Source organism: Peribacillus sp. NPDC096379, from assembly GCF_044762875.1.
Taxonomy (GTDB): domain Bacteria; phylum Bacillota; class Bacilli; order Bacillales; family DSM-1321; genus Peribacillus.
Genome location: NZ_JBIWFD010000001.1, coordinates 1,710,207 through 1,731,417 on the forward strand (window position 1 = coordinate 1,710,207; position 21,211 = coordinate 1,731,417).

At 36.0% G+C, this 21,211-nt stretch carries 19 protein-coding genes, 3 pseudogenes and 1 riboswitch; of the genes and pseudogenes, 15 read left to right on the forward strand and 7 right to left on the reverse strand.

Annotated elements, in window-relative coordinates; translation table 11 throughout:
* Window positions 1–44 precede the first annotated feature (44 nt).
* Window positions 45–215: a hypothetical protein gene (locus tag ACIQZI_RS08095; RefSeq protein WP_403071426.1), complete on the forward strand. Its 171-nt coding sequence runs from the start codon at window positions 45–47 to the stop codon at window positions 213–215.
* Window positions 216–252: 37 nt separating this feature from the next.
* Here ACIQZI_RS08095 and ACIQZI_RS08100 read toward each other — a convergent pair whose 3' ends face one another.
* Both ACIQZI_RS08100 and ACIQZI_RS08105 read right to left on the reverse strand, forming a co-directional pair.
* Entirely contained in the window at window positions 253–450 is a 198-nt protein-coding gene (locus ACIQZI_RS08100) for a hypothetical protein (RefSeq protein ID WP_403071429.1), read from the reverse strand.
* A 58-nt stretch (window positions 451–508) separates the two neighbouring features.
* Entirely contained in the window at window positions 509–1,483 is a 975-nt protein-coding gene (locus ACIQZI_RS08105; RefSeq protein ID WP_403071432.1) for a hypothetical protein, read from the reverse strand.
* Between the two features lie 520 nt (window positions 1,484–2,003).
* On the opposite strand from ACIQZI_RS08105, the gene ACIQZI_RS08110 reads away from it, so the two are divergent.
* Complete coding sequence (locus tag ACIQZI_RS08110) at window positions 2,004–2,684, forward strand: HAD family hydrolase (RefSeq protein ID WP_403071434.1); 681 nt, start codon at window positions 2,004–2,006, stop codon at window positions 2,682–2,684.
* A gap of 767 nt (window positions 2,685–3,451) precedes the next feature.
* Here ACIQZI_RS08110 and ACIQZI_RS08115 read toward each other — a convergent pair.
* Entirely contained in the window at window positions 3,452–4,570 is a 1,119-nt protein-coding gene (locus ACIQZI_RS08115) for a tyrosine-type recombinase/integrase (RefSeq protein ID WP_403071437.1), read from the reverse strand.
* A 1,148-nt stretch (window positions 4,571–5,718) separates the two neighbouring features.
* Between ACIQZI_RS08115 and ACIQZI_RS08120 the strand changes: the two genes are divergently transcribed.
* Together ACIQZI_RS08120 and ACIQZI_RS08125 are read left to right on the forward strand one after the other, a co-directional pair.
* A complete protein-coding gene (locus ACIQZI_RS08120) occupies window positions 5,719–6,510 on the forward strand; it encodes a hypothetical protein (protein ID WP_403071440.1) in 792 nt (263 codons plus the stop codon).
* An 82-nt stretch (window positions 6,511–6,592) separates the two neighbouring features.
* Window positions 6,593–6,745 (forward strand): hypothetical protein, encoded by a 153-nt coding sequence (locus ACIQZI_RS08125; protein ID WP_403071443.1) that lies wholly within the window; start codon window positions 6,593–6,595, stop codon window positions 6,743–6,745.
* 50 nt (window positions 6,746–6,795) lie between these two features.
* Here the strand turns inward: ACIQZI_RS08125 and ACIQZI_RS08130 are convergent, their stop codons facing one another.
* The 3 genes and pseudogenes from ACIQZI_RS08130 to ACIQZI_RS08140 all read right to left on the reverse strand — a co-directional run.
* Entirely contained in the window at window positions 6,796–7,014 is a 219-nt protein-coding gene (locus ACIQZI_RS08130; protein ID WP_403071446.1) for a hypothetical protein, read from the reverse strand.
* Window positions 7,015–8,020: 1,006 nt separating this feature from the next.
* The gene (locus ACIQZI_RS08135) at window positions 8,021–8,740 is read right to left on the reverse strand and encodes a class I SAM-dependent methyltransferase (protein WP_403072163.1); all 720 of its coding nucleotides are present in this window, start codon (window positions 8,738–8,740) and stop codon (window positions 8,021–8,023) included.
* Window positions 8,741–9,049: 309 nt separating this feature from the next.
* A pseudogene (locus tag ACIQZI_RS08140) lies at window positions 9,050–9,490 on the reverse strand (LysR family transcriptional regulator substrate-binding protein); the annotation flags it as partial.
* On the opposite strand from ACIQZI_RS08140, the pseudogene ACIQZI_RS08145 reads away from it, so the two are divergent.
* From ACIQZI_RS08145 to ACIQZI_RS08165, 5 genes and pseudogenes are all read left to right on the forward strand, one after another.
* Window positions 9,485–9,979: pseudogene (locus ACIQZI_RS08145) on the forward strand (DUF6198 family protein); the annotation flags it as partial. The pseudogenes ACIQZI_RS08140 and ACIQZI_RS08145 sit on opposite strands and share 6 nt — an antisense overlap.
* Window positions 9,980–10,546: 567 nt before the next feature.
* A complete protein-coding gene (locus ACIQZI_RS08150) occupies window positions 10,547–10,777 on the forward strand; it encodes a heterocycloanthracin/sonorensin family bacteriocin (RefSeq protein ID WP_403071449.1) in 231 nt (76 codons plus the stop codon).
* A 173-nt stretch (window positions 10,778–10,950) separates the two neighbouring features.
* The gene (locus tag ACIQZI_RS08155) at window positions 10,951–12,897 is read left to right on the forward strand and encodes a putative thiazole-containing bacteriocin maturation protein (RefSeq protein WP_403071452.1); all 1,947 of its coding nucleotides are present in this window, start codon (window positions 10,951–10,953) and stop codon (window positions 12,895–12,897) included.
* Window positions 12,897–14,837 (forward strand): TOMM precursor leader peptide-binding protein, encoded by a 1,941-nt coding sequence (locus ACIQZI_RS08160; protein WP_403071455.1) that lies wholly within the window; start codon window positions 12,897–12,899, stop codon window positions 14,835–14,837. The genes ACIQZI_RS08155 and ACIQZI_RS08160 overlap by 1 nt, the downstream gene beginning before the upstream one ends.
* 24 nt (window positions 14,838–14,861) lie before the next feature.
* On the forward strand, window positions 14,862–16,445 hold the full coding sequence (locus ACIQZI_RS08165; RefSeq protein ID WP_403071458.1) for a SagB family peptide dehydrogenase: 1,584 nt from the start codon (window positions 14,862–14,864) through the stop codon (window positions 16,443–16,445).
* Window positions 16,446–16,549: 104 nt separating this feature from the next.
* Here the strand turns inward: ACIQZI_RS08165 and ACIQZI_RS08170 are convergent.
* Window positions 16,550–16,708: pseudogene (locus tag ACIQZI_RS08170) on the reverse strand (tyrosine-type recombinase/integrase); the annotation flags it as partial.
* A 124-nt stretch (window positions 16,709–16,832) separates the two neighbouring features.
* Window positions 16,833–16,943, forward strand: a riboswitch (TPP riboswitch).
* Window positions 16,944–17,107: 164 nt separating this feature from the next.
* Here ACIQZI_RS08170 and ACIQZI_RS08175 point away from each other — a divergent pair.
* The 6 genes from ACIQZI_RS08175 to ACIQZI_RS08200 are packed head-to-tail and all read left to right on the forward strand — an operon-like array spanning window position 17,108 to window position 20,984.
* Window positions 17,108–17,707: a thiamine phosphate synthase gene (locus ACIQZI_RS08175; RefSeq protein WP_403072166.1), complete on the forward strand. Its 600-nt coding sequence runs from the start codon at window positions 17,108–17,110 to the stop codon at window positions 17,705–17,707.
* Window positions 17,691–18,809, forward strand: a complete 1,119-nt coding sequence (gene thiO, locus ACIQZI_RS08180) for a glycine oxidase ThiO (protein ID WP_403071461.1) — start codon at window positions 17,691–17,693, stop codon at window positions 18,807–18,809. Before ACIQZI_RS08175 ends, thiO begins: the two co-directional genes overlap by 17 nt.
* A gap of 5 nt (window positions 18,810–18,814) precedes the next feature.
* On the forward strand, window positions 18,815–19,018 hold the full coding sequence (thiS, locus tag ACIQZI_RS08185; protein WP_403071463.1) for a sulfur carrier protein ThiS: 204 nt from the start codon (window positions 18,815–18,817) through the stop codon (window positions 19,016–19,018).
* Window positions 19,019–19,021: 3 nt separating this feature from the next.
* Window positions 19,022–19,789 (forward strand): thiazole synthase, encoded by a 768-nt coding sequence (locus ACIQZI_RS08190; RefSeq protein ID WP_403071465.1) that lies wholly within the window; start codon window positions 19,022–19,024, stop codon window positions 19,787–19,789.
* Complete coding sequence (locus ACIQZI_RS08195; RefSeq protein WP_403071468.1) at window positions 19,786–20,802, forward strand: ThiF family adenylyltransferase; 1,017 nt, start codon at window positions 19,786–19,788, stop codon at window positions 20,800–20,802. Before ACIQZI_RS08190 ends, ACIQZI_RS08195 begins: the two co-directional genes overlap by 4 nt.
* Window positions 20,803–20,831: 29 nt before the next feature.
* Entirely contained in the window at window positions 20,832–20,984 is a 153-nt protein-coding gene (locus ACIQZI_RS08200; RefSeq protein ID WP_403071471.1) for a hypothetical protein, read from the forward strand.
* Window positions 20,985–21,211: the final 227 nt, after the last annotated feature.

Sequence of the window (21,211 nt, forward strand, 5' to 3'; positions counted from 1 at the left end):
GATAGTAAATTTGATCATGCTTACTAAGGGGGGAGTGGAAAATTATGAAGATATTTGAGATATATAAAAGGTATTTAAAAGGGGAGAAATTTAAAAGTATACGTGACATTAATCTTGGATATTTACCTATAAAACGACCAGCTGATTTAGTGGGGCGTTCACCAATTATGCAAGAACTTGCAAAAAAACATTCAAAACATTTAAATAATAAATAAACCCCCCGCTCAATTGTGCAAACGGGGGATAATAATATTAGTTGATTTTTTTGTATTGCGTCATTCTTATTACTAATGGATCCGTTTTACTAACATGAATAGGTCTAACTATACTACCAGTTATTTTTACTTGATTAGTTTGATTAGCATTCCGATTAGTACTTGTTTCACCCAATTTTCTTTTTGCCCGATCTCTAATATCTTGTGTTCTAATTGGAGTTTTAGCGCTTTCCATATAGATCACTCCTTTATTCAATGATATATGAATAACCTTTCATTCGTCAAGACTAGACTCATGTTCCGTTTCCAACGTTACTATCATTACTTGTCAAAGCTACCATATACTCGATATTTTCAATATTCTTACTGATCGTATTATGTAATAGTTCGAAAAGGTATCTATCTAAAATGTCAAAAGGATACGTATAACTGCTAATAACAGTAACATATTCATCTACGCCGTAACAAAAATAGAAAACAAGATAATTCTTTTTAAATAAGTTATCTTGATCATTTTTGTTGAAAATTGCAGATTCCCCTGTTTCTTTAGTTTCTTCGACTAATTCATTTAACTCCTCAGGTACAGATCCATTGTATACACTATATGAAAACGTAGCATGTAGTGGGTGGTTTTTGTATCCCGCTTGAATCTCTGCTAAAAAATAGTCTAATACCTCTTTAAAATCAATCATTGAATCATTCAAAAAGTCTAGCGTTCTTCCAGCTGCATGATCACTAGCTAAATAGGCCATTAGTTTAGCCTTAGTTCCGCTGATTTCAACTGTTTCAATTGCTGCTTGCTCAATATCATCTACCTCAAATTCCATATTGAAAAACTTAAATCGTTTTAGGCGTTTAAAGGCAACAGGAATGATCAAAAATAAAAGCATCCAAATTAAAAGTAAAAAGAGGCCTCGAAAGATAATTTTATTAAAGTTTGATTCTACAATAGGTTTAACTAAAATATTTAACCACGTTTCCTTCTCTTGAGTATTGCTATTTAAAGAATTTTCAACTGCTATAACGTCCGACTTTGTTTCATCGCTTTTTAAAGACGGTGCGTTAGAAGGCGTATGTACAGAGGACACACTCTTTTCTGACTGTAAAAAGAGTTTATCTGGATTCTCATTGATAGTCTTAATGCCAATTAGAAGGGAGGCCACCGTCATCCATATTAAAATCAGAACAATTCCCGTAGTGTATAAATAAGGGATTAAAAAATGAATCCATTGAAAAAATGATCTTCTTTCCGCATTTTTATTATTCATGTAAGGCACAATTCTTCCTTTCCTCTTTTCTATGGAAAAGGGGCGGGGCTTCGCTTCGCAAAACCAGCTCCGCGCCGCCACCTTTATAAGGTGATGCAATTGGAGAACCTAAACCTTTTTCAACGTTTGGTTGCGTGTAGGCGCTCATGGATATTTTTTATTATATCGAAATGCTTTCTATCTAATAATATTGTAAACTATTCAATATTAAAAGTTTATTATTTTGGGTTATTTGTACGGAAGAGTTAGGGTTAAGACCAAATGATGTTTTATCAGTAAATGTTTACAAATCTTCAATCAGGCATATCAATGTCTAAAGGAAAATTCTTCTTCAGTTCGCTGGCCAGCATAACTGAATTAAAACGCGATATCATTAAGCGAAAGAACGAAAGGTAGATTGACGATAGCTAGAGCAACTGGAAGTGGAGGGGACAAACCTAAGCAAATGGTTAAATTATTCTGCCTATATGTTACACTTTATTAGAAGTTATTTAGCATTGGGAAAAAGGGAGAGATAGCAATGTTACAATCATTGATTTTTGATATGGATGGAACTCTATTTCAAACAGATAAAATTTTAGAATTATCACTTGATGATACTTTTAACCATTTACGGTCACTAAATATATGGGATACAGTAACCCCTATTGATAAATACCGTGAAATTATGGGTGTACCTTTACCGAAAGTATGGGAAGCTTTGTTACCTAACCATTCCAATGAAGTAAGGGAACAAACAGATGCTTATTTTCTGGAAAGATTAGTTGAAAACATAAGAAGTGGGAAAGGTGCCTTGTATCCTCATGTAAAAGAAGTTTTCAGTTATTTAAAAGAGAATAATTGTTCCATCTACATAGCTAGTAATGGTTTAACGGAATATTTAAAAGCAATTGTGAGTTATTATAATTTGGATAATTGGGTTACTGAAACATTTAGTATTCAACAAATTCAAACGCTCGATAAAGGAGATTTAGTTAAAACAATTATAAAAAAATATGATATAAAAAAAGCAGCTGTAGTCGGAGACCGTCTATCTGATATTAATGCGGCCAAAGATAATGGTTTAATTGCAATTGGATGTAATTTTGATTTTGCACAGGAAGATGAACTAGCTCAGGCTGATTTAGTAATAGATGACTTAATTGAACTAAAAACAATATTACCTAAAATGAAACAACGGAATTGTATTCTCAAAGAGTAACGGAAGAAGCATTAGAACTTGTACTTATATATGAAAACTTTCAAAAATTAGTGATTACACAGGAGCGGGTTTAAACTGCATGTTTTCTTTTACCATGCAAGAACGATATTTTCTTACGTAATCTGTGGTGAAGCAGGGCTACATGAATGGCTAACAAGGTACTTTAATTCAACATTGGACCACCAAATTGGTGGTCCAGTGTTCGAAAATAATTATAATCATATATCCCTCCCTTCTTTAACGAACTGATTCAACATCCTTTGATCTTCCACAATCAAGCCATATTATTGAATAAGTAGATATTTTTGAAATGACTTTAAAATTGATCTGGTTTTTAATATTTGATAAATAACAACGAAAGGTGAGCAAGCCCATCTACAACTTTTAAAAGAATTAGCTTCTGAACGAGAAATAGCTTGTGCAGTAATGACTAATAAGTTAGATATTCAAGCGAATGCAACGTTAACACACCATTTAAAATTATTAAGCGATTGTGGTCAGTAATATGCTGGAATTCTATTAAAACGTAGTGTAGACCAAGAAAACAGCGAGTTAGTATGCTTTAGATTCGCTCTCAGACGAAATTAAATTTAATTTTGCATACTACTCTTCATTAATTTTGTTCTAGACGTGAATATTGTGAAAAGTATCTTCCTATTTTGTATAATCTTATGCATTATGACCTATGTACCAGACTTATATCCATAGACTTCAAAGTCAATGCAAATTCCCCACATTGTAAGGTTTGCGGGGAATTTATTAATCAGTCACTTAAACACATTCACTTTATTTAAATGAATATACGTATTATCCTGATTCACACGTTCCAAGTATATATTTGTGGTAGAAATATCAGAATGACCGGCCCAATCCTTAACCACAGCAAGCGGAACATCATTTTCAAGTAACATCGTGACAAAGGTATGTCGAAACCAGTGAGGTGAGACTTTAGAATTTTTTCCTGCCAAATGAACGGCTTCCTTGACAATCTTATAAAGGCTTGGATAGGTTAACCGTTTTTTATGTTTACATGGTTCTTTCTTATTATATAAAGCGAAAAATAGCGGGCTGACATCCTCTGGATTTATCTCAACAGATTCTCCAAGACTTTTGCGATAATCGAATAGCAGTTCTATAGTCTCTTCTTTGACGGGAATGGATCGCGGTTTTTTCCCTTTACCAATCACATCCGCATATAAATGACCTTGACGATTGTAACGAAAACTGCCCCAATTCAAACTTACTAGCTCACTGGCACGAAGACCCGTGGTATAGAGAAGATAGCCAATCAATAAATTACGTTTTTCCAACTGTTCACGATTCGTATTTGCTTTTACAATTTTAGGGAAGCAGGAAATCAGATATTCCGCATCTTTCTGATTCAATTCTCTGACTTGGACCCGAGTTTGCTCTGCTGCTGAACGAGTTTCTTCTATTATATAGTGTCCTTTTTTAGATGTTGGCTTGGAGATCCAAGTGGAAAGAAGTGCTTTGTAAAATTGCGTTTCGTATCCAAAGTCTAATAGTCTTCGAAAAAACTCTAGTTTTCTTATAGCAGATTTAGAGGCATACTTTTCTTTAATATATTTATTGTAAGCTTTTACTTCTGGAAAACCTATATTTCGAAAAGTCAGGGAATGCTCCATTAAAAATTGTAGTAACGTTTTAGCATCCGAACGGTAAGCTCTTATCGTGTGGGGGGATAGCGACTTATCTGGAGTAAATATTTTTTCTGAAAAAAATAATTCCAAAAAATCTTGCTCAGAACTATCCGAAAGAGAAAGGTTTCGATGTTCATCAAGTAAGTGTCGATGTTCTAATTTATTTTGCAACTGCGTTAAATAGTGCTCACTCGTCAAATGATCAAGAAGGGTTAAATCATTCATTAGTTAGTCTCCTATATGTATTAGATTTATCATAATTTTATTATGTATAGTAAAGATAAGACCTACTTATCTTTACTTCTATTTTAACATAGAATATTCGTTCTATATAGGGATTCTTTCACAAAAATATCTATTTTTCTAATGTCTGAGATTCGCTCTCAGACGAAATTAGTTTTCTTTTTTAATACCATTGGTCATTCATTTCATTACAGCGGCCCTTAGTGTTTTTGTGAATTATTCCAAAAAAAGTATCCATTTGATAGCGAGGAAGAGTGAATGAACTTCTTTTTTTGAAAGGTTTATGTTAGCCTTGATTAATTAATAGTTAATGGTTATGAAGTATATTCATGTGGACATACGAAGATAGATTTCAAATAGGAGTGAATAACAAAGAAATACAGATGTCTGATCAGGGACTATTGAAGAACTTTCAAATGGCAAATAAAAAAACAAAAACTGTCATTTATGTATGCACAACATTTATTATCATAACGGATTCAACAGAAAATGTAATCCAATTAACCCAAAAGTATATTGATATAATCTATTGTCAGTAATAATCCGTAATTTTTGGCATTTTATCTATATTTAAATATATTGATATAATAATTTAATCATATATATATCTATTTTCTGTAACCTTTTCTAGAACTGTTTTGACCAGATGAAAATAGTTTCAATGCGAATTTACTACGAAAAAATTCTTCTGAAAATCCAGTATACCGTTGAAAATAAACAATTCTATATTCTGATGCTTACCATTTATTTGTACTGTATATGCCCCGAAGGTTGCTGGAATCTTTTTACTAGTCAAGTACTACTAAACACAATTGAGACTAATATAATAACGGAATATTTCTCAATGCTTCATTGTCCAATTACTGTTACTAGCATTTAATTGATGTATGTTTTGGCAGTATGTTTCTAATGCTTTATGAATATTTTAAAAGTGAGTTATTGTATAATCGCTAATTTTTATACCAACTTGTGAAGAAATACTTATTGCACGAACTTAAGTGCAGATCCAGAAAGTTTTATCGATTTTAAGGAGAACTTCTCAGTAGTTAAAGATATGATTGTAGTAAGAGTGATAATAAGCTTTCTAAAAATAACGAAAGGGAAGAATAAAAAAGAAAAGAGGATATGCGATGAAAAAGCTAATAATACTAACTTTTATTATTGTGGTAATGACTGCTTGTGGAAATGAAGACGAAACAAAGTTGCAAACACAAAATCAAGAACAACTAGTAGACGATGTTGAAGCAGATCATGGTCAGACGGAAGAACAAGGGACAAAAAATGAAGAACACGTTGAAACAAATAAAGATGTAACAAGTGAAAGCGATTCAGAACCAATAAGTTTCCAAAGCACTATTCCGAGTGAATGGGACATTACGTTACCTGCAGATTTTTCTGTCACACAAGGAAAATATTTAACTGCTATTGCATCTTTACAACGAAATGTAGTAACTTTTGAATTTTATGAAACAGATAAAGAACTAGCTTTAAACGATCCGAATATAAAAAAAACTGGGCAATTAATTGGACATTTAGTAATTACTAAATATGCAACGGCAGAAGCTGCCAGTGAAGAAATAGATAAAAGCATTTTCACTGATGGTGAAACTGTTAATTTAGGCCATGGCATAACTGGGTATCAAGATGCAGGAGCGGGCTCATTATTTACAAGTTGGAATGAAGGACGCTGGGCCATCATCGCACGTTCAACAACAGAAAAATCAGAAGCAAGCTTAGCGACAGCGAAAGAAACTGTAGAATTTTTGGAAACGCATAGGATGCCAATTCCAAAGCAATATGGGCATTTGCACATTGATGCAGAACATCAAGGTAGCTTTGCAAAATGGCAAAAACAAAACTTAGTTTATACGCTAACAGACTTTGGTGACAAAACACTCAATTGGCTTGTAACTTTTAAATAAAAGAGAGATTTTTCTCATACCTTTTTTGACTTAGAATGACGTGCTATGTGGTTTTTTTGAAAAATCGGGTCCTAATTGCTATATGAAATCGTTAAAAATTAAATTGATCGTATTTATAAAAATGGAAGAATATTTATTTTTCGAACATATGAAACAGAAGCAAAATGAATATGAAAACGGCAATGTGAAAATATCACAACTTTCTCGTTGCTGTGCCCACTTTACATTTCTGTAAGGTGGGGCTTTTTATATTTATTCTACAAAGATAAGAGGGATTTTGATAAATTATCGTTTTTTCTTTTTAGTATCTTTTGATATTGGTTGATTTTTCTTAACTTGTTCAAAAATTACATGTACATGAACTATGTTTTCTTCAATTTTCTTAACACTTAAAACTTTTCCTTTGCGACCTTTAATTTTTATATCCTCATCCACAGAAGGAATATGTTTTAGCAGCTGACTTAATACTATAGAATTATTTTCAAAAAAATGAATGGTAACCATCTTTTGTACTCTCCTTATTATTAGAATTTATTCACAATAGAGAGGCCAAGATACTTTTTTGTAAAAGTATTCATCACCCTTTTATAAAATATTGGGTAAACCTTAAATTTAGACCGAAGTTATAAATTTAAGGTTTTATTATTAAATTTCCTTAATATATTGAAAAAGTCAATCTAAAAACGAAGATATAAAGGATCGATCCAATCGCACTCTTAAAGAGATATTTAAGTAGGAGAATATAAGTTTGCGTAAATCGGCTACGATAGGTTTATTATTAGGTAGTTTAGTTGGATTCATAGCGCTGAGCGGCTGTAGTAAAGAGGTGAGGAATGAGCAACAGTTAGAGCAGCAAACCAAAAAATAAAAATGAACCTTTGAGTTTCGTTGGTGGCCTAAAAAAGACACAATACTATTAGATAATCTAGCTCAAACGGGTGAAGTGTCCTTTCAGCAAAGAACAGATGGAACAAGCTTGTCCTAATCATGTTAATTTAATCCAATTTAAAATTTAAGCCGATGATTCCTTAGTGTAGGAAAATCGGCTTTATTCATGTTATAATTTGCTTAGCGTACGTTTTTTGCGTTTTATTGGCCCTTTATTTTCCTCTGGTTTAAGGAATTCCTCCTGCAGGCATTATTTGCAATCGTACGAAGACCGTCCCTCTTTTCAAGGTGATCATGTAAAAAGGAAGAATTTAAGGCCCGGTTAGAGAAAAATTAATGCAACGCTAGTGAATTAATATATATTTTTAATTGCTGTTCAAATTATGTTGCGATTTAGTAAATTATGTTGTGTTTTCTCCACATTATCTGAACACTTAGAAGTTAGCCATTATCGCACTCTTTTTTATACTATATTTGAAACTTTCAAAAAGAAGCATGATTTAAGAATATAGATGCGATATTATATATGTTAATCAGCAGCAATTCCGGTTTTATGAAGGTTATAAAGTGATATTAAAATGAATAAAAGATTTAGCAGTTTCTGTTTAAATCTCTAAAAAAACTATTTAGTACATGAAAATATTCTATAGCCCAAAACATCCTCATACTTTACTATTATATCAAAATGTCCATACATTACCGCGTAAAGTTCAGGTTCAATATACTCTGAATACTGGAATTCTGGATTTGTATTGTATTGGAGCATAGATTGTTTTTGCATACGAATGTTTATATTTTTAAAATCAGTCTGTTCAAGTAAAGTGATCCAATCCTTTTCCATAAGGACGGAATCTAATCCATAAAATTGTTTAATTTCTTCCTCAATAGTTGGGGAAAGCCGTTTATTAGTGGTAAGTTCATTTGCAATAAAACGACCACCGCTTTTTAATAATCGAAATATTTCTTTAAGAGCTGTTGGCTTATTTACAAAAGAGAGAACAGATTCGGAAATAATAAAATCAAACTTCCCATCCTTTACTGGAAATTTCTCTATTGAGCCTTGAATAATTTCCACCGGTAATTGGTATTTCCTCATTCTGTTTTTTGCTTTTTCCACCATTATAGGGTTAATATCCATCCCCGTTACTTTTGCTCCGTATTGTTCAGCTAGATAGGCAGCTGTTTGGCCAGTACCACACCCTACATCTAAAATACGAGAAGTTTTATTAATTTCTTCAGTCTTAAGTATTTCCTTGGTTAGACCAATGCCACCAGGGTGTGCCCCTCCAACACCAAATTTGGACAAAAAATCTAAATATATTGACCTACCAATTAGAATCACCTTCTTCAATTCTTATTTTTATAAAATATGAAAATACAAATAAGATGTTCATCCGAGAATGGCATAAAGATATTTAAACCCCTCAAAGGTATACAATAAGGAGTGAAAGTATGTCTGGTAAGCTTGTGGTTGTGGTGGATTTTAGTGAAAATAGGACCTCGTTTTTGAAATGATTATTTTATTTCATATTTCTTATATGCACATATTAAAGAACGTAAAAAACACGGTCTTAAAGGCGCACGAAGAACTCCTCAGTTATCAAAACGTTTATATTACTTATATATCAACGTTGTCAAACCCTTTCTTAATCTAATTAACAATTTCCCAAAACTGAGATGCTGCTTTTGAAATTCGTTCGTCTTTTATTTTTACGATGACGGGCTCTACACTAAAATCAAATTTTTTCAGTTCAAAAAGCGTAGTACGTTCTAATAAAGGCGATGTATAATCCATTCTTGGAATAACGGATAAGCCTAATTCTCTACTGACAAACGCTACAATCATCGTTATATCTTTACACTCGATAATGATATTTGGCTTCACGTGATGTTCCTCAAACGCTTTGAGGATGTCTTTATTGAAGCCTAGCATAATGAATGGGAACTGGGCGATCTGTTCAAACGTCGCGTGCTGTGATGGAAAAGAGGAAGACCAGCTAGTCGGGATAATGACGACACATGGTTGTTTTTTTAAGATCTTCATATTATATTGTTCACTATTGTTCGTACGTAAAAGCAATGCAACATCAATTTAAGAAAATTTGTGCTTCAATTAATTATCGCATCTTTATTTGGATTCTTTATGAATGCTACACTATTCATTGTGCAACTTCTCCCAACACCTGAAACAATCATTGTTCGGTGTGTATATGTAATTATTAGTTTATTCGTTGTATCAGTTGGTTTACTCGGTTATTTTACAGCAAAACTTCCATTAATGCCTTACGATGCATTAACGTATGTAGTTAGCGAACGATTTAAGCTAAAATTTAGTAAAGCGAAAATTACAAGTGATTTAATTAATGTTTGTGTGTCTGGGGTAGTTTGTTTAATTTTCATTGAATCATTTGGCTCAATCGGAATTGGAACACTAGTTTCCGCATATTTCATCGGAAATATCTTAGGATGGATGATGAAGCATTACCAACGACCTCTTCAACAGTGGGTATACCAAAATGAAAAATTAAAGCTCTTTAAAAGAGCCTTGCTACATAAAGGTGAGAGTACTGAAGAAGTCTAAATGTTACTTTCGAAACACAAAATATAGATAAGCTAACAACGACGATACGCTACATCTAGTAGTATATCGTCGTTGTTGTATTTGATATTGAAATTTTTCAGCGGCTTCTATGTAAACGTTAAATATGAAATAAGATAAAACAACGTTTATAAAAGAACGTAAAAAAATACAGACTTATAGGTGTACGCCGTGCTCCTTAGTTCTTAACACGTTAATATCTACCTTTCAAGGCTCTCAACCATTTTGGCTGGGAGTTTGTTTATTGCCTGAAAAATACTATGACCACATCTGACTACATAGTACAACTCAATGTACCTTTGAGATTTTGTGTAGCTTGCTCATTTATCGTATCTGTTACAAATATAAATTAAAGGACGCAACCTACTAAGTTACTTTCAACGAGAAATAGGCGCATAATTCAGTAACAACAACCTAAAAAAATCATAATTTGTTGAAGAGAGCACACGTAGTATCTGATGGTCTCAAATATAAAAAACACAATTTATCTTTGTTTAGCTTTCTATTCAGGTACTTAGCCTGATTATTAAATATAAAGGAGAGAATAAAATGTATAATTTTCAAAATGATCTACAAATGTTGGATATGGGTAATTATCAAGTTGGTGAGGTAATGCCTGTAGATTATCGCCAAGATCCGTTCCAGTTTAACGATATCCGTCGTTGTGGTTGTGGCGGTTGTGGTCGCTGCGGTGGTTGTGGCGGTTTTCGTTGTGGCGGTTGTGGCGGTTTTCGTTGTGGCGGTTGTTTTGGTTTCAGCTGTTTTGGCTTCTTTATTTAGCAGTTTGGAGATTGGTGGTAGTTCTTCAAAAAAATTCAGGTTATTTTATGAAAGGGAAAGTGCCCCTGCATGCCGCAGGGACACTTCTTTTTTTAGTTAATCATAATGGACAAATTACAGAACATAAAATGGTAGTGCATAAACAGAAGAGATTAGCAATAAGGAGGAGCTGAATGAAGAAACTGAACTCATACTCACGTCCCAAGGTAAAAAGGGATACATTTTATCTACCTGATCCACAAGGTGGTGTGTATTTTCGGAATAACGAAAGCTCATTCCGTATGGAAGGCGGTACAATCTATCAGTGGATTGAAAAGCTGGTACCGATGTTCAACGGGGAGCATACATTGGGAGAATTAACAGAGGGATTAACAGCCCCGTATCAGAGCAGGGTATATGAGATTGTAGAAACATTGTACAAGAATGGCTTTGTTCGTGATACAAGTCAAGATCGTCCACATCGATTAAAAGCAAAAGTTCTCGAAAAGTATGCTTCACAAATTGAATTTATTGAGAATTTTGTAGATTCAGGTGGATATCGTTTTCAAGAATACCGTCAAGCTAAAGTACTTGCTGTCGGATCTGGTCCCTTTCTGGTTTCATTGGTCTCTGCATTAATTGAATCGGGACTTCCCAAATTCCATTTCATGGTGACGGATTCAGAATCAACAAATTTGGTGAGGATTAATGAGTTGGTACATAATGCCAACAAGGCTGACTCTGAGATAGAGGTAGAACAGGTACCATTTGAACAAAGAGAAGGCAGAGGCTTTTTGCAGGAAGCTGTGCAGCCATATGATTGGATTTTATATGTTTCTCAGGATGGAAATGTAAAAGAACTTATGAATCTAAATATGGTTTGCAAAGAACAGAGTAAGGGATTTCTACCCGCTATCTGTTTAGACCAAGTGGGGCTTGCGGGTCCTTTGGTGAATCCGGAATCGGATGGATGCTGGGAGTCCGCATGGCGCCGCATCCATCAATCTGCATTGCAAGAAGATCGAAAGAATCAAGCCTACTCTTCAACATCGGGAGCAATTTTGGCAAATATTATTGTATTCGAATTTTTCAAGAATACTACAGGAATAACAGGGCAGAGTAATCAAATTTACCTGCTTGATCTTGAAACGCAAAAAGGAGATTGGATTTCATTCATCACACATCCAATGTATAAGAATGAACGTATTTCGCCTAGATTGGTTGAAGATCTTGATCTATTGCTCAAGAAAGAACGGGATAAAAAGGAAACATCTGGAAATCTCTTGGGATACTTCAGTCAATTAACTTCAGAAGAAACAGGGATTTTCCATACTTGGGAGGAACGAAACTTGAAACAACTTCCTCTTTCGCAATGCTATGTTCAAGCAGTTAATCCAGTGTCAGACGGACCGGCAGACCTTCTGACAGAGGTTGTCTGTTCGGGTTTTACACATGAGGAGGTAAAAAGGGAAGCCGGACTGACCGGTATTGAAATGTATGTTTCACAAATGATCAAGGGATTGGGCGATCAGGAAGATAAAGATGATGGGAACATAGTAAAAGGATTTATCGGTATCGGTGCAGGAGAAACAATTGCGGAGGCAGTTTGTCGTGGCCTACAAGCCTATTTAGAGGAGAAATTGAAAAACAGAACGGTTGATAAGCAGCATACGATTTTTCATGTACAACTCGAAAAGATAGAAGATCCTCGCTGTAGGTTTTATTTAAATGCCCTGACTACCTTAAATGGTGCACCAACAATCGGTTTGGATAATGAAAGGCTAGGGCTAGGTTTCCCAGTGATATGGGTAAGGTCTAAGAGCCGATGGTACACTAGCGCTGGTTTAAATACAACGTTGGCCTTACGGAGTGCATTGCAACAAGCACTTATGGATACTCAAAACGAGGTGAATTCAACAAATCGGGAAGTGGAGTCGGCTGTTTTTCTGACAGAAAAGGAAGTTAAACTCGAAATCCCTTCTTGTGAAGAAATATCACAATTGGAACTATTACAATCCGCTGTTCAAATTCTGAACAGAAACAACAAAAGGCTCTTTGTCTATGATCTTGCATTTGAACCTTTTTTAAAAGAGAAACTGGCAGGAGTGTTTGGTGTGCAAGTACGAGAGGAGGAATTCTGATGACCGCCCATATTCTAATTGACGGACATGGTTTATTGGCGGATTATGTCTCTGATCAATTGTCCGGCAACTATCTCGTAACACGTCAAAGCATTTTAGAAGAGGTTCCAAAAGAAACAGAATTAGCTTTGGTGCTGCACGATGCCTGGCATCCTTCGGTTCATCAACAAGCGGAAGAAAAATTAAGGAGCACAGGTATCCCGTGGCTTCGAGGTTTTGTTTCATTTGGCGAAGGAATCATTGGCCCATTCGTACATCCCGATAAGATGGGATGCTCTCGCTGTGCTGACATACGGCGCATTTTAGCTAGTCCTGATCGCCAAGAAATGTGGCAGTTTCAGATGAGTTTAGGATCAGGAGAAGGTATAGAGCGAGATGCATGGTCATCACATATGGGAATGTCGCAAATGGCAACTTTGATATGTAAAGAAGTACAGCAGTTTCTTCAAGGAGAACCCAGCACCTTTGAAGAAAGAGTGTTCATTACTAACCTGAAAACGTTTAAGAACTCAAGTCACCTTTTTTTGCCTGATCCATTGTGCCCGGTGTGCAGTTCAATACCTGATGATTCACCGGAACTAGCTCAAATTAGCTTAGCATCTAGCCCTAAATTGAATGGTGATGATTATCGCTGCCGTTCAATGGATGATTTAAAAACAGTGCTTGTCAAAGATTATCTTGATTATCGTACTGGAATCCTAAATGGAAAAATGCAAGATTTCACGCTGCCCTTTGCTGATGTTTTAATGAATATGCCATTGTTTGAAGCGGATGAGGGAGTAGCAGGAAGGTCTAATTCTTATGAAATGAGTGAGTTAACGGCTATTTTGGAAGGTTTGGAACGATATTGCGGAATTGAGCCTCGAGGCAAAAGAAAGGTAGTCCGGGATAGTTATCATAATTTAGAAAATCAAGCACTAAATCCTGCAACAGTCGGATTACATGAAAAGGATCAATATGAAAAGCCTCATTTTCCGTTTAAACCGTTTCATCCTGATGATCCAATGAATTGGGTCTGGGGCTATTCGTTCTTACAAGAACGCCCTATTTTAGTTCCAGAGTTACTTGCCTATTACAGTTTAGGCTATGGAGAGGGCTTTGTTTATGAAACCTCCAATGGCTGTGCATTAGGGGGGAGTTTAGAGGAAGCCATTTTCCATGCCATTATGGAGGTTGTTGAGCGAGATTCATTCTTATTAACCTGGTATGCCAGACTCCCACTTCCACGTCTTGATCTTAGTTCTGCTAACGATAAAGAATTACAGCTAATGGCCGACCGTATCCGTGAAGTGGCGGGATATGACCTTCATTTTTATAATTCTACGATGGAACATGAAATTCCAAGCGTTTGGGCAGTGGCAAAAAATAAAAAATCTAAAGGTGTAAACCTCATTTGTGCAGCTGGTGCTAACCCAGATCCAGTGCGGGCTGTAAAAAGTGCAATTTATGAGTTGGCAGGAATGATGTTTAGGGATGATGAAAAATTGGAGAAAAACCGGCAGAAATATGAAAGAATGCTAAAAAATCCGTTCGCAGTACAGACCATGGAGGACCATGGCATGTTATTTGGTCTTAAAGAGGCAGAAGAACGACTGAATTTTTTATTGGATGATCATCGTCCATTACGTACGTTTGCTGAGGAATTCAAGCAGCCGCCAGTAAATCCTGATTTAAAGGATGATCTTTTAGATATTCTTAATAGGTTCCACCGCTTAAACCTCGAAGTCATTGTGGTTGACCAAACAACACCTATAATCAAACGCAATGGCTTATTCTGTGTAAAGGTCTTGATTCCCGGCATGTTACCAATGACATTTGGACACCACCTTACCCGTGTGAAAGGGCTGAAGAGAGTACTCAATGTACCGATGCAACTAGGATTTAGGAAGATGCCATTATCGTTTGAACAGTTAAATCCATATCCCCATCCGTTCCCATAATTGAAGCGTAGGAGGACAAAAGATTTGGAGCTAGAAACATTTCTACATCATCTACATTTTGACACGGATAAAATCACTCCACCTGATTGGCAGGTGGACTGGGAAGACGCACCACTTCCCTATAAACTGTACCGCGGCTTACCAGAGATTCCTCTTAACGCAGATGTACCGTTAGCACTTCAAAGAAGAGAAGCTGATCTAAAACCCAGTTTGGTGGAGCTTGGTCATTTCTTATGGTATGTTTACGGTCTTACTCAGTACTCTCAATTCGCTTTAAACGAGGGAAGCAAGGAAAAAGCTGTGAGCTTTGCCCAGTCAGTACGGAGATTTGTTCCTTCTGGAGGGGCGTTATATCCCAATGAATTATATGTTTATATAAAGCTTGCGGAATCTCCAACAGGAATTTACCATTACGATGTGGCACATCATCGCCTCGTTTTAGTGCGAGAAGGAAATTACGATGTCTACTTATCCAAAAGTCTTGGAAATAGCTATCCTATTTCTGACTGTTTCTGCACCGTTTTTGTCTCAACAATTTTTTGGAAAAATTTCTATAAATACAATAATTTTTCCTACAGGCTGCAAGGGTTAGATGCAGGTGTGTTAATTGGGCAATCGTTAGAAGTAGCCAATCAGATGGGTTTCTCTTCAAAGGTCTGCTACCAATTTCTTGATCGGTCTATTAATCATTTGCTTGGGCTATCCGAACAGGATGAAAGTGTATATGCGGTTATCCCATTATCTATTAATCCATCCATCCATGGTATTGGCAACAATCATAATAGAGAAGAAATTGTTTCTGCTACAGAATTGTGCCGGGAAGTGCCATTGTTGAAGCATGTTTCTTATAACCGTTCAAAGAAGACTGTCGATTATCCGATGCTGAAAAAACTTAACGAAGCATCCATGTTTGAAACAACGCAGTCATTTGTAAAGATAAAGAAAAATAATAGTGTGAAACCTTCCTTAGATACGGAGATGATTTTACTACCAGTTATGGAATACTTTTCGTACGATCTCGCAACGATTTGCAGGAAGCGATATTCTCCTGATAGCGATTTTATGATGGGAAAAGTAAGTCAAACACAACTAGCCACTTTGTTAAAAGAGACATGTTCCTTCACGTATCAGAATGACCTAGACGACACACAAGGGAATGTCTGTGCTCGTGTTTCTTTGTATGGCAGTTTATATAATGTAGAGGGAGTTCCAAATGGTGCATATTCTTATGACATTAACACTCATGCACTTCGAGAAATAAACCAAGGAGATTACCGAGAGTTTTTACAATTAGGATTAACAATGCCTAATGTAAATCTGTATCAAGTTCCGCTCTGTATGCATGTCGTTGGAGACAAGAATCACCTCAAAGAGAAATTGGGATATAGAGGATATCGCATTCAACAGATGGAAGTGGGTATTCTCGTACAACGACTGCTCTTGATGTCGTGTGCTTTAGGGATGGGAGGCCATCCACTATTAGGATTTGAAGCGAAGCAATGTGATGAACTTTATGAAATCGAACCGAAAGGAAAAACCAGCTTGATTCAAATCCCGGTAGGTCCATACCGTCCCCGTACCTGGTTAAAAGGGATTTTGCTTAGCTAGGAGAGACAAGGGTACGCTCTATTTTGCTCTCAACCAATTTGGTTGGGGGTCTTTTTATTATTTAGAGCACAAAGTCAAATACAATGGGGCAGAACTAGAGCATGTTACTTTGATTCGCTTTTCTTTATTGATTCCATTGATGTAATCCTTTCATGTCCTAGTAGCTCTTGAAGCGTTTGTAAATCAACGTTCTTTTTATTTTCTTGCAACATCAGCGTCGCAAAGGTATGACGCAAATGATGTAACGAAAAGCGGGAGGGAGGAAATAATGCAAAAAATTCATTATTATTTAAAACTGGATTAAAATAGAATGAAATTCACTTGAAACATTCTAATTATTGTATTAGAATTACATTTAGAATCAGAATAATCAAATAAATCAAATTGTTAAATTGCTAGGGGATCCCTTGATAAGGGCTGAGAAGAAAGTAGTTACTTTTTAAACCCTCAAAACCTGAACAGGTTAGAACCTGCGTAGGAAAGTAGCGAATGTTTGTACTTGTTTGCATGTGAACAAATTTCAAACCAAACCACTTTTCTATTTAGAAGAGTGGTTTTTTTATGAACAAAAAATGCTGAATAGGATTGATACCATATGATTTTAGAAGAAGGTGTTCTAACGGCTTTTTAATTGGATTTAAGGAGAGATAAAGGTGAAGCTAATGGTTGTAACAGATGATATGCAATCAGTTCGTGATCTGGCATCTAAGATCATTGGGATAAAGGATAAGATCGATATGGTCCAAATACGGGAAAAAACAAAAACAGCTCAAGAAATCATTACCTTGCTCCAATATATAGAGGATGGTGGTGTTGAAAAAGATAAAATCATCCTAAATGACCGTTTGGATATTGCTTTGTTAATGGGTATCCCAAGTGTTCATTTACCAGAAAAAGGTCTTCCTGTAAAAATGGTTAAACAAAATTTTCCTCATATAAGGGTTGGACGCTCTGTTCATTCTTATGAGGGAGCAAAGAAAGCGGAAAGAGATGGCGCGGACTATGTTTTATATGGTCATTGTTTTGAGACCAATAGTAAAAAAGGAAAGACTCCAAATGGCATTCAGCCTATTCTCGAAATGAAAGAGGAGCTAAGGATCCCTGTTTATGCTATTGGTGGTATTACATTGAATAAAATAGATACTTTACAACAAGTGAAAGTAGATGGCATAGCGGTGATGTCAGGGATTTTTTCCGCAGAAAAAACAGTCTCTTCAACAAAACAGTATTATGAGGCGATAAATCATGAATCAAAAATTTGAAGTAGCCATAATTGGCGGCGGAATAATTGGTTGCTCAATTGCTTATTATTTAGCAAAGGAAAAGATGAATGTTGCATTGTTTGAAGGCAATCAAATAGGTTCGAAATCGACAAGTGCTGCGGGTGGTATGCTTGGAGCTCACTCTGAATGTGACGGGGATTTTGAAGTATTTTTCCCTTTTGCAAGAAGCAGTCAGCATGCCTATTCCCAACTTAAAGAAGAATTAAATCATTTGAGCGGTTTCGATATAGGGTACAGAAAAGGAGGGATTTTAAAGCTTGCTTACAATGAATCTGATAGAAATGGGCTTCGGTCCATCTTATCTCAACCGACTGTAAAATGGCTCGATAAAGAGTCTGTACAGGAGAGGGAACCTGATGTTTCTTCCAATCTATTAGGAGCAGCCTACATGGAAGACGATGTCAATGTTATGCCAATCGCTGTTTGTCAGGCATTTGCCAAAAGTGCCCAAATACTTGGGGCTTCTCTGTTCGAATTTTCCCCTGTACTAGATATCCAAAAGAAAGATAATAGCTTCTTGATTCAAACGGCAACAAGTCATGTGGAAGCTAAGCATGTTGTGGTTGCCAGCGGGGTTTGGAGTACAACATTTTTTAAACAGCTTGGGTTAGACCATCAATTGACTCCTGTAAAAGGGGAATGCCTTTCTGTAATAGATGAAAAAGCGACTTTAAAATATACAATCTTTCATGATCACTATTATATTGTGCCGAGAAATAACGGAAGGCTTGTGATTGGAGCTACTATGATTGAGAATGACTGGAATGAAAGAGTTAGTCTCAGTGGGATTGACACTTTAATTGCGAAGGCAAAAACGATGCTTCCGACTGTTGCAGATATGAAAATGGATTCTTGTTGGGCTGGATTGCGTCCGCAAACATTTGATCAAAAGCCATTCATCGGGCATCATCCTGAAGAAGAAGGGATTTTATTTGCTACAGGGCATTATCGAAATGGAATTCTACTTGCTCCTGCAACGGGACAAATGATTCGTGATTTGATACTTAAAAGACAAATAAAAAACGAATGGGTGGAGGCCTTTAAAATCGATCGCCGCCAGCCATTGCTGTTAAGTAGGTGAAAAAAATGTCAATTACATTAAATGGAAATAGCGTTGACCTGCAAGAGGGAGTCAATACGGTTGAACAATTACTTTCTAACTATCATTTAGAAAACCGCATTGTAGTAGTTGAGGTCAACAAGGAAATTGTCATGAAAGAAAATTATAAAACAATGAGTCTCTCACATGGGGATGTCGTTGAAATTATTCATTTTGTAGGAGGAGGATGAAACATGTTAAAAATTGCCGATCGTACGTTTCAATCAAGCCTATTATTAGGAACTGGTAAATACCCATCATTTGATATTCAAAAAAAGGCGGTAGAAGTATCGGAAGCAGAAATTTTAACCTTCGCTGTTAGAAGAATGAATATTTTTTCAGAGGAGCAACCCAATTTTCTTGAACAACTAGATTTGTCTAAATATACACTTCTTCCTAATACGGCTGGTGCGAAAACAGCTGAAGAGGCGGTGCGGATTGCGAAGCTGGCAAAAGCTTCTGGATTATGCGACATGATTAAAGTAGAAGTAATTGGAGATGATCGAACACTTTTACCAGATCCTGTTGAAACATTAAAAGCCTCTGAAATGTTATTGGCAGAAGGATTTATTGTTTTGCCTTATACATCCGATGATGTTGTGTTAGCAAGACGTCTTGAAGAACTTGGGGTACACGCTGTTATGCCAGGTGCATCACCGATTGGTTCTGGTAAGGGAATTATCAACCCACTTAACTTAAAGTTTATTATTGAACAGTCGCAGGTTCCGGTGATCATAGATGCGGGTATTGGTTCTCCTAAAGATGTAGCATTTGCGATGGAGCTTGGTGCGGATGGAGTGTTACTAAATACAGCTGTTTCAGGTGCGAAAGATCCTGTTAAAATGGCTCAGGCAATGAAGCTGGCAATAGAAGCTGGTAGATTAGGATTCGAAGCTGGAAGAATAGAAGAAAAAGAGTATGCGGTAGCGAGCAGTCCAACAACTGGGATGGTGACATCTTGACGAATCGGTATTCAAGACAGGAGTTATTTTTAGGTAGTAAGGCACAAGCCAAAATAAAAGAGGCGAGTGTAATCATCATTGGTGCTGGAGCTCTTGGATCTGCAAGTGCTGAAATGTTAGTAAGAGCTGGAATCGGGCGTCTGACGATAGTCGATCGAGATTATGTCGAGCTGAGCAATCTACAAAGGCAGCAATTATATACGGAAGAAGACGTAAGAAATCAATTACCAAAAGCCGTTGCTGCCAAAACAAGACTTGAACAAATCAACAGCGAAAATATTATTAATAGTTTCATAGAGGATGTAAACGGACTGAATATTGAAGAATTGATTAAAGATCATTCAGTGATTGTGGACGCTACTGATAATTTTGAAACTAGTTTAATTGTGAATGATGCAGCTGTGAAACATGGAATTCCATTTCTATTTGGAGCATGTGTTGGAAGTTATGGACTTACATATCCAATTATTCCGGGAGAAACTCCTTGTTTACACTGTTTGTTAAATCATTTGCCAATGGATGGGATGACATGTGATACCGTTGGCGTGATAAGTCCGATCGTTCAAATTACTGCGGCATTACAAGTTACACAAGTTTTACAGATTCTTTCAGGTGAAACACTTTCTCCGATGCTTCAATCAATGGATATTTGGAAAAATGAAAAAGCGGAGATCAATGTGACTCAGTTAAAAAATAAACTTTGTCCAACATGTGGAGAACATCCATCCTATCCTTTTTTACTGTTTGAAAACCAAATGAAAACAGAGGTATTATGTGGAAGAGATGCCGTCCAGCTTCGACCAGGACTGAAGCCGAAAACTTATTCCCTTCCTCACTTGTTGGAGAGGTTGGAAAATCACGTTACTAATCCTGTATTAAACCGTTATTTGCTATCATGTAAATTTGAGGATTATCGAATCGTTTTCTTTAAGGATGGCCGTGCGATTATTCATAGTACGAATGAAGCAAAAAAAGCGCGAGCTGTCTATAACCGATTCATTCAATTTTATTAGGGTTTATTATTTGGTTTACCGTTGGCGTAATGGAACAGCTGGAGAAAGCTTTTTGCCCATGTAGTAAATGGTTGTCACCAGATGAGTTGAAATCATTGGATTGGGCAACGGCAGATATTCCTGCGATTGAAAAATTATCTAGAACATCTATGATCAATGAATGTTTTAGAAAAAGAATTTAGCTACTCACCTGATACGTGTGAATAGCTTTTTTTATTTTATACTATTTGCTACTATAGTGAGGGTGCATTTATAACTCTGAAGAATGCCTATGACCCTTTCATAGACACTCGTTTTATAGGTCAGTAAAATTCGCTTACAATAGGTGTGCCGATATTGATACAGAATTATAATGAAGAATTTTAAAAATGCTGGTAGAATGATAATCATCGAATTTATAGAATGTTTA